This window comes from Vibrio sp. ZF57, from assembly GCF_001691235.1.
Classification (GTDB): Bacteria; Pseudomonadota; Gammaproteobacteria; order Enterobacterales; family Vibrionaceae; genus Vibrio; species Vibrio crassostreae_C.
Genome location: NZ_MAKD01000118.1, coordinates 37,444 through 44,154, shown reverse-complemented (window position 1 = coordinate 44,154; position 6,711 = coordinate 37,444). Strand labels below are relative to the sequence as shown.

Here is a 6,711-nt window from a genome sequence, read left to right as displayed (position 1 = left end):
GTACCAAACGACCTTGATAAGTAAACTGGTACTTACCTTGGCTATCAGGGTTGCCCAACCACTTAAGCTGACTCTGCATTGCTGGCGGGAATTCCGCCCCCGGCTTAAACCATGCCGCCGACGTATAGCGTTGGTTGGGTGTTACGCTCGCTGAAAACTCACTGTCTACCTGATCGCTCTTCTGAGTGCCTTTCGCTGCAATTGTGCTGTCTTCACAGGTTATGTCTGCAATCACAGGGCCAAGGTCTAGCGAGCCAACAGGAGAGTCGACTGCGGCACCAGACCAAGCCAGTGTACCTTCGCCAGATTGACACCAAGGCTGAGCGTGAACCGCATGCTTGATCGTCAGTTCAACTTGTCCACCAATAGAAACCGGTACTGGAATGGCTGGAGCGTATTTCATCACGTTCATAGCAGGCATTGAAGCTACTAAGTTCTCTGCGTACGCGCCGCTCATGCTGTACCCGACACGCCCTTTACCTGATAAGTTCATGTCACTGTTACGACCAAAACGAACCGCCAGTTCTGCTTTGGCTTGAAATAGCTTAGAAAACTGGAAATCCCACTGCACTGAACCGTAATTGATGCGCTGCCACACGATGTTGTTAGCGCTGCCTTGCCAAACGGTGCCCTCCACGCCTTCGATACTCAAGCCGCGCACAGCAGGAGCCTGCTTGAGAGCAAAAGAAGCCGGCAAGTGCAGCAACAAGCTGACCGAGAAAAAGACGATAAAGATGCTACTGAAGAGCAGGCCATACTTAAAAGATAAACCGCGTTTCACATTAACCTCGTTTAAACTGTAGTCGGTTGACGTCAATAACCCCAGGGTTATCAGAGCGATCAATATCCATAAACTCGACCTCAACACCCTGTTTTTCTTTCAGATATGTTAGCCAGTCAACGAACTTATTAAAAGGCACTGGTTTTACCCAGACTTGCAGCATCTCGCCACGTGGTTGCACACGTATCAGCTCGATATTAAAGCGACGCATAGAAGCAGGCACAGATTGGTTCAGAGGTTGACTGGCATTAATGCCACCACTGCCTCGTAGTTCAACCACTTCATTGGCTTTATTGGTTACCCAAGCCAGTAGTTGCTTCTCGCTTTGAATACGGGTCTGCGCGAGTTCAGCTCGCTGACTGAGTGGCTGGATTAGCCCCCAATAAACGACACCGACCACCAACAGAATTGAGCAACCAATAACTAATCGTTGCTCTCTTTGACTTATTGAAGTCCACCACGCTTGGAGTGGCTCAATCATATTTCTCATCACTGATCTCCTTACGCAGGTTATTGATGGGGTTTAAGAGTAAAGCTGCCAAATACGGCATCGCCATTACGGTTTAACGGACCTTGTTCGACGGTAAATTTCTCTTCGAGCTTCACTCTCGCGGTCTCAAAATGTTGGAAGTCAGAACTTTTCGCCTGTAGTCGAATCTCAGAACGATTGCCATCGTAGCGAATGCTTTCGACTTCAATTGACTTCACCTGACCTAAGGTTTCCGGCAGCAATGCTAACCACCCCAACAAAGAGTCACCATCGCCCGAGCCGCCATATTTCTTGGCTTCATCGTTCATCTGGCGCTTAAGGTAGCTGACTGTCGGAATACGTTGTTTACCAGGCAGCACAGCTCTAAAGATACGCTCACTCTCCATGCGGTAGGCTTGTGCTTGAGCTTCGAATTGCTGAACCTTCAACACTTGCTGAGTCACGATCACAGCCACCAGCAAACAAGCAGCAATCGCCACTTTCTGCCAAACACGCCAATATTTACTGAATGAAGATTTGGTTTTAAAGGTGCCAGTCAGTAAATTTACGCCGCTTGTGATCGCTTGTTGGCTCAGCAAAGACATCACCAATTCCGCAGGCTTTGCTTGCCAATTCGCACCGCTTTGCTGTTGAACGTCATCGCTCGGCATCGCGGTGTAGCTGAAGATAGTCGTCGCTTGCTCTTCGTCATCAGCAACAACCCAATCACTTTGCAAAAACATCGGTAACCATGCTTCGCTGATCGATACAGCTTGATAGTTACCTTGACGTAATAGCCAATGCTGGTCGATCTGTAATGCACTGATGCCTTGCTCTTCAAAAGGCACGGCCAGTGTATCTGGCAACACCTTACGGAAGATAATATTGGCTTCGCGGAACAGGTCTAACGCTTGCTTTAACCATTCACGATCGACACCACACACTGTTGCGTGCGTTGCGTCTTTATCTAAAATAGTCAGGTGTAAGTCTTCGATATCTTGTGCCACTTCGTCTTCTAATAAAAACGGCAGCATAGAGTCGAACTGGCGAGCAGCACCTTTCGGGATCTCAACACGCTTAATTAAGCATTCATTTCCCGGCAATAAAGCGATACAGCTGCGCTTTTCAGCGTAAGGCGTTAACTCATCCAGCTGCTCCCAGCTAGACAGTTCGCCACTTGCTATCACTTCTTGTTGGCTTGTCGACCAAACTAACCACTGCACAGGGCTTTGTGGTTCGCTACTCAGTCGAACGGTCAGAAACTCGCTCACTGATTCCTCCAAAACGACGGCGTACTACCGTCACTGTTTCTCGATTACTACTATAGAAAAGCGTCCGTATACGTACACGTGACTGCTCAACTAATACCTCTGCATCAAGCTCAAAATAGGCGCTATCTACAGTTAAATATGCTTTCGCTTTCTTGCTGACTTCGGCACTCACACCCACAATGGCCGGTTCAGCCATAAACGCATCCACCGTATCCCAGCCATCGAATGGGCGTTTGTCTATCAGCTGTTTGGCATCCGATTCACTTAAGCCGGGGGCAAACATCGCTTCCAATAACGGCGCCTGCTTTTCCGTAAGTGTATTCACGTTCAAGCGAAAATCGTCACTCGGCAGAGCACAAACAAAGGGGCGAACCTTATTCATCACCTCACCGGTAACTTGATAAACCGCTCGTAGTTCGGACTCATCGGCCATTAAGCCATTCGCCGCCAAATAAGGTGGCTTCATCGCCTCATAAGTACTGTCTTCTACACCTGCTGAAGAGGTGGTTCGGGTATCGCTATCAACAAATTCCCAGCTTGAATGCGCGATAACCTCGGCCTGATAAGGCTCAACATCTTGGTTTTCCAATAAGGTTTGCCAAACCGTAATTAAATAAGGTGTTTGGTTACTTGAAGTCGCCGTCACACCAGCCAACGCATTGATATTAAAACATGCCTGAGCATCAACAATACGGCCTTTAACTTGACCATAATCCAACGGGTATACCTGTTCTTCTAACGCCCATGGTTGACTCAAGTTGACGGTATCACTGTCTTTGTAGCTTTGCCTAATGCCGTCTTGCACCAGCGCTTCGACACCAATGCTGTACCAGTAAGCCTGTTGGTAATTCAGTTGATTGCCCACGCGCTTAAATTGAGTAAACAGGCGTTCCGACATACTGCCTGCGATGGTTGCCATTATCGCCAGTAGCATCAGGATAATGATCAGCGCAACACCTCGCTGCTTGCGCCCCATGGCAGACCTTGTCAGTGCAAACTTATTAGTTCGATGAGTCATTATTCCCCTCATTACTACTTGAAGAGTCACTGTTTGAAGAATCATCGGCCTGATCTAGCGTGCCACCAGGGGTGAGATAAATACGCTCTATCTCACCATAATCTTTCAAGGTTAGCTTTAACCTTACCGCTTTCGGTAGCGATTTGTCGGCTTGCCACTCTTTCCCCCAGCGGCTTCCGTCATAAAACTCGAATTCCAAGCTTTCAACATCATCAAGCAAAGGCGTAATCACACCTTCTTGTCCTGCAGGAGTATCGGGGTAGCGCCACCACACACGCTCAAGCGTTTCTTCTTTAATGCGGTAACCCACTTTGGTGACTTCTCCGCGAGGAAACTGCTGCTGTGGGTTATGCCAGCCAAGGCGAGTAAACATGATGCCAACGCTGTCGGAATCCAGTAAATACTCTTTAATTAAGATCAGCTTAGATGATGCTTCTTCACCGTTGGTACGAAATTGTCGCACCGCCATCTGGCGAAAATCATTATCTAAAATGACTAAGCTACGTTGCAGTTGATTTAAACGAGCACTGCGCTCGATTGAAAGCTCGTTGCTGCGCTGAACCTGATTTACTACCTGATAAGCCGCCATGCTTAACGTGGCAAAGATAGCGATCGAGACCAAAACCTCAATTAAGGTAAAGCCTCTCCCTTTCGAAGATAGTCCTTGTTTACGAGGCACACGCTTATTGGCGGACATGCTCTTACTTAGCGACTTGCTCTTAGCTAACGCCACGCTTTTACTTGACCACATAGCTGCGCACCGTGACCACTGGAGAAGCTTGTTTACTGGTTGCCACACTCACATCAAACGCCTTTAATAAATCATCGCTAGTATCGATTGGCGTGACCTTCCAAAACCACTCTCTCTCGGCCAACTCTTGTGTGCCCTGCGCTTTTTTTAGCTTCTCAGGATGCAACATCACCAAAGCCATTTGATTATCAACGACCATAGCCGCGAAGGTTTTTTCTTCTAGATAACTGAGGGTATTGATGTGCTGAGTGACAGCACGAATCACACTGATCGCCGCAGTCGCAAAGATAGCGAGTGCAACCAATACCTCAAGCAGCGTCATTCCTCGAGAACCAAGGGTCATACCACGAGAACGATAAGGAGAACGGTTATTCCTCTTCATCTTCTTCTCCCGGTTCTAGCAGTCGAATCACACCATTGTCCAATACTCGAATACGCCAACCATCTTGTATGGTGTCTCCGGTATTTGGATAAAACGACAATACAAATGGCGTCATTTCAGCACTCGACAAGATGTAGATCTGTGGTGGTTTCGGCTTCTTTTCCTCTTCAAGATCAGCAAACATATCTTCATCAAACAAGCTTCCTGGGTTGAACAACCGATCATCGTCTTCCCATGCGCCACCACCTAAGGTCAGTGACAATGCGAGTTCTTCCGGTAGTTCAGTTAAAGAGGGGATTTTTTCAAAATCGACTTCTTGCCAGCCTTCGGACTTAAGCGCCATCAGTACATAGGTCGATTTCTTTTCATCAACACGAACGCCAAAATCCAAACCACTCAAAATAGCCTCTTCATTGAGTAATTGAACTCGCTGATAAAAGCTTTGAGCGTATTTTTTAGCAACATCTTTGCTATTGGTAGGAATGGTCGCGATCACCGCGACCGCCGTTACTGACAGTAATACCAACACCAAAAGAATCTCAATTAAGGTGAAACCTGGCTGTGTTTGCTTAGTTTTCACCTTTAGACTCCATCTGTTTACGTCCTACCATCAATAACGTATCAAGCAACAATAACGAATCAAACAATAAGCTGATGCTTATTGGAAATCCTGCATGTTCCAGTTGCCGATATCCGCAGCAATACCTTCACCACCTTCTTGGCCATCAGCACCAAGAGTGAAAATATCAATAGTGCCGTTATCACCAGGGCTTAGGTATTGGTACTCGTTACCCCATGGGTCGTTTGGCAGACGCTTGATGTAGCCACCGTCGCGGTAGTTACGAGGCTCTGGGCTGCTTGGCTTAGAAACCAATGCATCAAGACCTTGATCCGTTGTTGGGTAAACGCTGTTATCCAGTTTGTACATATCTAGCGCGTTCTCTAACGCCACGATATCAGTGATGGCTTTTTGTTGGTCTGCCTTCTCTTTATTACCCAATAGGTTAGGTACAACAAAGCTCGCCAATACGCCAAGGATAACCACAACAACCATCACTTCTAATAGGGTAAAGCCTGATTGTTTCTTCATTCTGTTTTTCATTATTTTCTCCAAATTACAGACAGCGAGTTGAAGGTAATAATGTCCTTCTTCTCGTTAATCCAAAAACTAACGTCTTATGAGCAGTTGATTAACCACTCATCAAATTATTCATTTCAAGCATCGGCATCAGAGTCGCCATCACAATGAACAGCACTAAGCCTGCCATCAAAGCGATAAGTGCTGGCGTAAAGATACCTAACGCGATATTCACGGTCGATTCAAAGCTTTGATCCTGGTTATCTGCCGCTCTTGTTAGCATTTGCTCTAACTGACCACTCTGCTCACCACTGGCGATCATATGCAGCATCATTGGAGGGAAGAGTTTGGTTTGATCGAGCGCTTTACGCAGGCTTGCCCCTTCTCTAACACTGTCTGACGCCTGCAGTACTTGTTGCTTCACATGGTGATTCGACATTACATCAACCGCAACCTTCATCCCCTCAAGGATAGGAATCGCACTCGAGGTACAGATAGAGAGTGTTCGTGCAAAACGAGAGGTATTAATTCCTTTCGCGATCTTGCCGATCAGTGGAATGCTTAATAGCTTGCGATCCCAACTCATGCGAACACCCGGCTTTTTCAGAGCGGTCTTAATCAACACAATCACACCGATGATCAACAACAATAATTGGATGCCCCAATTCTGGATAAATTCACTCGATGCCAATAAAAATTGTGTCGATTGAGGAAGTTCTTGGCCCATTTGGATAATCGGTTCAACGATCTTAGGTACCACGGTTGCCAGCAGGAACGAAACAATCGTCACCGCAAACACCACCAGCACCACAGGGTAGATCATCGCTTGCAGCAACTTAGAGCGCATCTTCTGACGGTTTTCTGCGTAATCAGCCAGTCGCTCCAATACCGCATCTAAGTGACCCGATTTCTCACCAGCCGCGACCATGGCTCTAAACAGTTCATCAAAGATATGTGGGTA

At 47.1% G+C, this 6,711-nt stretch carries 9 protein-coding genes; all 9 read right to left on the bottom strand.

What is annotated here, in order from left to right; genetic code table 11:
* The coding region (locus tag A6D97_RS19025; protein WP_065585038.1) for a type II secretion system protein N at positions 1 to 781 on the bottom strand (781 nt) is incomplete at its 3' end.
* A 1-nt stretch (position 782) separates the two neighbouring features.
* The gene (locus A6D97_RS19020; RefSeq protein ID WP_065585037.1) at positions 783 to 1,271 is read right to left on the bottom strand and encodes a type II secretion system protein M; all 489 of its coding nucleotides are present in this window, start codon (positions 1,269 to 1,271) and stop codon (positions 783 to 785) included.
* Positions 1,272 to 1,291: 20 nt separating this feature from the next.
* Positions 1,292 to 2,521 carry a type II secretion system protein GspL gene (gene gspL, locus A6D97_RS19015; protein WP_019826468.1) on the bottom strand — a complete coding sequence of 410 codons (1,230 nt, stop codon included), beginning with the start codon at positions 2,519 to 2,521 and terminating at the stop codon, positions 1,292 to 1,294.
* Entirely contained in the window at positions 2,490 to 3,539 is a 1,050-nt protein-coding gene (gene gspK / locus A6D97_RS19010; protein WP_065585036.1) for a type II secretion system minor pseudopilin GspK, read from the bottom strand. The genes gspL and gspK overlap by 32 nt, the downstream gene beginning before the upstream one ends.
* Positions 3,523 to 4,290: a type II secretion system minor pseudopilin GspJ gene (gene gspJ / locus A6D97_RS19005; protein WP_065585035.1), complete on the bottom strand. Its 768-nt coding sequence runs from the start codon at positions 4,288 to 4,290 to the stop codon at positions 3,523 to 3,525. Before gspJ ends, gspK begins: the two co-directional genes overlap by 17 nt.
* The gene (gspI, locus tag A6D97_RS19000) at positions 4,277 to 4,672 is read right to left on the bottom strand and encodes a type II secretion system minor pseudopilin GspI (RefSeq protein ID WP_048612449.1); all 396 of its coding nucleotides are present in this window, start codon (positions 4,670 to 4,672) and stop codon (positions 4,277 to 4,279) included. The genes gspJ and gspI overlap by 14 nt, the downstream gene beginning before the upstream one ends.
* Positions 4,659 to 5,252 (bottom strand): type II secretion system minor pseudopilin GspH, encoded by a 594-nt coding sequence (gene gspH / locus A6D97_RS18995; RefSeq protein WP_017062484.1) that lies wholly within the window; start codon positions 5,250 to 5,252, stop codon positions 4,659 to 4,661. The genes gspI and gspH overlap by 14 nt, the downstream gene beginning before the upstream one ends.
* A gap of 78 nt (positions 5,253 to 5,330) precedes the next feature.
* Positions 5,331 to 5,774, bottom strand: coding sequence for a type II secretion system major pseudopilin GspG (gene gspG, locus A6D97_RS18990; protein WP_017062485.1), 444 nt, complete (start codon positions 5,772 to 5,774; stop codon positions 5,331 to 5,333).
* Between the two features lie 88 nt (positions 5,775 to 5,862).
* Positions 5,863 to 6,711: type II secretion system F family protein (locus tag A6D97_RS18985; protein ID WP_240492710.1), on the bottom strand; the 849-nt coding region annotated here is incomplete at its 5' end.